Genomic DNA, 4,053 nt, shown 5'->3' with positions numbered 1-4,053 from the left:
GCGATGAACACCTCGGGTGCCGAGTTTGTCCCGAGCCGGGAGCCGCGCCGGGTGGCAGAGAGTGGTCCGTCTGATCTTGATGCGTGGTTGCGGCGGGGTTGTGCGTTGGTGGTTGCGGGGGTGGCGGCGTATGCCTCCTATGTGCATCAGCGGGAGTTCGCCCTGCAAGGTGGTGCGGATGAGGTGAGCGCGTCCTTGTGGCCGCTGTCGGTGGACGGTTTGTTGCTGCTGGCGACGGTTGGCTTGCTGAAACCGTCGCCGGGTGGTGCCCGCCGGGGACGGTATGTGGTGTGGCTGGCCTTTCTGCTGGGGATCGCGGTGTCCCTGACTGCGAATATCGCGGCGGCGCCGGCGCTGGCGTGGAAGCCGGTGCTGGTGGCGGGTTGGCCGCCGGTCGCGTTGCTGTTGTCGGTGGAGTTGTTGGCTCACCGGCCGAGTGTCCGGGCGGAGACGGGGCGCGGGGGTGCGGGGGACGCCGAGGGCGATGGCGGTCGTGAACGTGGTGGTGGTGATCCGCTGTTGGAGCGTGCTCGGCGGATGGATGCCCGGCATCGGGAGCTGCATCAGCGTCCGGTGTCGGCTGAGTCGCTGCGGAAGGAGCTGCGGATCGGTGCGGATCGGTCGAGGGAGTTGGTGGCTTTGGTGCGGGCGAGCCGCAATGGCGGCGTCCGAGAGTGAGTGCTGACGTTTCAGGACTGCCTTGACAATCTCCAATGATGGCGCGGGCGGCGACCAACGACGTCATAGACCCGGACAGGCCGCAGGCGAGCGAGCCGGCGGAGTCGGTGGCGGCCGTGGAGGTCGGAGAAGGGGCCGTGGACCGACACGTTGACCAAGGAGGTGTGTATGTGGGCGGTTAGGGGGCCATACGTGCCAGGAGCCGTCGCCCCGGTCTGCTCGACGATGGGTAGCAGTGGGGTGCCCAGGGTCTGGGCCGCGGCACACCGGCTGCCGGGCAGGCTGTCGTTCGCGCCCACTCTCGACGGGGCGGTCGGCCGTTCCGCATGGCAGATGTCGCTGTCGGGAAGCCGATCGTCGTACGCGTGCTGTGGCTGCAGAGTCCTCCGGGACGTACGGCTGGCGCGGCCTCTGCCGTTGACCGCCGTTTCTGAGGCATGGCACGGCAAAGATCGCCGCTCACGTGGTGCAAGAGGCCGTGCGGGAGCTGTAAAGACTCCCCGGATGACCGCGCTGGTCAGATCAAATGACGTCATGGCGACGAGCGCTTCCCAGGGCAGGAGATCAGCACAGCAGCTTCGCCGTATTGCCCAACGCCGAGCGGCAGTTCGTGCCACGACGGGACAGCAACGGACGGGGGCCTGTGACCCGCAGACGCCAACTCCGTCTGACCCCGGCGATGCAGTGCGGCGCCCGGACGATACGGATGCCACACGGCTGTCGACACCGGACTCACACGCCGGCGACCAGACAGGGGTGGCGCGGGACTGGACGCGTCACATCGAAGTGCTCGGCACGGCGATCGGCAGCACGCTGACGGCCATCGCCGCCATCGCGGCCGTACTGATCAGCGTGCTTCTGAATCACAACGAAACGGCTACGACCAGGGAAGGACAGATCACCGACCGCTACACGGCCGCCATCGACAATCTGGGCAACTCCTCCGCCGACGTGCGCCTGGGCGGCATCTACGCCCTGCAGCGCATCATGAAGGACTCGTCCCGCGACCAGGCATCCATCGTGGACGTCCTGTCCGCCTACATCCGCGCCCACTCCCTGCCCGCCGGGAAGGAGAGCGCGGGATACGCCGGACGGCCCGAAGCCGATGTCCAGGCCGCCTTCGAGGTCCTCGCACGCCGTAATCCCGCCCACGACGGCAGCTCCGAGGTGGATCTGCGCGACGCCTATCTGCCGCACATCGCCGTACGCAGCGCCAGCCGCGAGGGGAGCATCGAAGAGGACCTCACCGGAGTGGGCGCCGCGAACCTGCCGGACTCCAACCTGAGCGGCGCGCACCTCAGCAGCGCCAACCTCCCCGGATCGAATCTGCGCGAGGCGTACCTGGTCGGCGGGGCGCGTAGCAGAAGGATGGCGGTCTGAGCTGGGAGTTTGGGCGGGGAAGCTCGTTGTTGAGGGGAGCTTTTGTCCTACGGCACGGGGGAGGGGCGGGCGGTGAGGCGGCCCCTCATGGAACGTGGAGCGGATCTTGTGCGCCACGAGGCGCTCTGTTTGTATCCCCGGTTCAACCGGGAGGAACTCGGAAGGAGGTTCCTGGGCCGAATGTCTCACCTGGATCCGAAAGGTGAAGGGGACAACAGCATGTCAGAAAACCAGTGACCGGGCTCAGTTGTCAGAGGCGGTGTGCTGGGCGGCCCGCGCGATATGGCGAAGACTGGATTGTTTGAAGCCCAATCTCCAGAAGATGCAAGTTCCCATCCGCCGGAAAAACAACTGAAACCGGCGCCGCACTCTGCACGGGGTTTCATTGTTGCCCGGTGCACCTCCGGGGTGCGGAGCGATGTCCAACGAGGACATTCAAGGAGATGAGTGGGACGCCTAAGTCGCGCTAGAACGTACAGACAGAGACGAACGTGGGATCACCTACGGGACGCGAGTCCTATGGTGACGGAGGCCCCGTAGTAGTCGCCGGAGTCACGACCGGCCAGGGAGGACGGGAAAGCCGTCCGCATCGGGCGAAGGGGGCCAGGTGATTCGGACACTCGAACCCGGGAGGTATGCGTAATGCAGAGCGCCAAAACGGTGCTGGGTGTCCTGCGTGAACGCGGCAGGCGTGGCCTGCCGTGCGAGGAACTGTATCGGCAACTGTTCAACCCGCAGTTGTATCTGCTGGCCTACGGTCGCATCTACGCCAACCATGGGGCGATGACGCCCGGGGTCACGCCGGAAACCGTGGACGGCATGTCACAGCGGAAGATCGACCGGATCACCGAGGCGATACGTCACGAGCGTTACCGCTTCAAACCGGTCCGACGCATCCATATCCCGAAGAAGAATGGGAAGATGCGCCCGCTGGGGCTGCCGACCTGGTCGGACAAACTCGTCGGTGAAGTAATCCGCCTGTTATTAGAGGCATATTACGAGCCGACCTTCTCCGACCACTCGCATGGCTTCCGTCCCCGTCGGGGCTGCCACACCGCATTGCGGGAGGTTGACCATACCTGGACCGGGACATCCTGGTTCATTGAAGGGGACATCGCCGACTGCTTCGGCAGCCTGGACCATCAGGTCCTGCTGTCGGTTCTCGGCGAGAAGATCCATGACCAGCGGTTTCTACGGCTGGTGCGCAACATGCTGACAGCCGGATACCTGGAGGAGTGGAAGTGGGGTGCCACGCTCTCCGGAGCGCCGCAAGGCGGAGTGGCATCCCCGGTTCTGTCCAACATCTATCTGCACAAGCTGGACGAGTTTGTCGAAAAAGTTCTGATTCCGGAGTACACCCGAGGGAAACGCCGGGCCCGAAACCCGGCCTATCTGGAGTTGCAGAATTTGCTGGCGAAAGCCCGCCGACGCGGCGATCGGGTTTTGGCCCGTGCGTTGCGTGAGCGGATGGTCAGTCTGCCAAGCGCGGATCCCAACGATCCGGCCTACCGCAGGCTGCGCTACATACGCTATGCGGACGATCACCTCCTTGGTTTCACCGGACCAAAAGCCGAAGCCGAGCAGATCAAACAGTGCCTGGCCCAATTCCTGCGTGACGAACTCAAGCTGGAACTGTCCCAGGAGAAGACGCTGATCACTCATGCCCGCACCGGGGCAGCGAGGTTTCTCGGCTACGAGATCACGACCCAGCACAACGACACGAAGAAGACAGGCCGTTACCGTCGTGTCAACGGCCAGATCGCTCTGCGTGTCCCACGGGACGTGATTAAAGCCAAGTGCGCCCCTTATCTCGCCCGCGGAAAACCCGCGAAGAGGACGCCCCTGATCAACAGCAGCGATCATGCGATCGTGGCGACGTTCGGAACCGTTTACCGGGGCATTATCCAGTACTACCTGCGATGGTGTCCCGCGAAGTGGTGTAGCCGGTCAAGGTTCGTGAACGCGCGGGTGTCTGCCCGGGGCGTGCATCCGCTG

At 64.8% G+C, this 4,053-nt stretch carries 3 protein-coding genes; all 3 read left to right on the top strand.

The features are described from left to right. Window positions 1–3 precede the first annotated feature (3 nt). Entirely contained in the window at window positions 4–678 is a 675-nt protein-coding gene (locus AC31A1_RS47975) for a DUF2637 domain-containing protein (RefSeq protein WP_489659359.1), read from the top strand. Between the two features lie 756 nt (window positions 679–1,434). Next, entirely contained in the window at window positions 1,435–2,058 is a 624-nt protein-coding gene (locus AC31A1_RS47970; protein WP_489659358.1) for a pentapeptide repeat-containing protein, read from the top strand. Between the two features lie 642 nt (window positions 2,059–2,700). Then, window positions 2,701–4,053: reverse transcriptase/maturase family protein (locus AC31A1_RS47965; RefSeq protein ID WP_489659357.1), on the top strand; the 1,353-nt coding region annotated here is incomplete at its 3' end.

Source organism: Streptomyces sp. P5F9 (assembly GCF_057961495.1).
Note: the sequence above shows the minus strand (reverse complement) of the source record. Positions and strands in the feature narration are given on the sequence as shown.

What these genes read in the sequence shown, in the direction of transcription:
- AC31A1_RS47975 (WP_489659359.1), top strand. Translation starts at nt 4, where the DNA reads ATGAACACCTCGGGTGCCGAGTTTGTCCCGAGCCGGGAGCCGCGCCGG.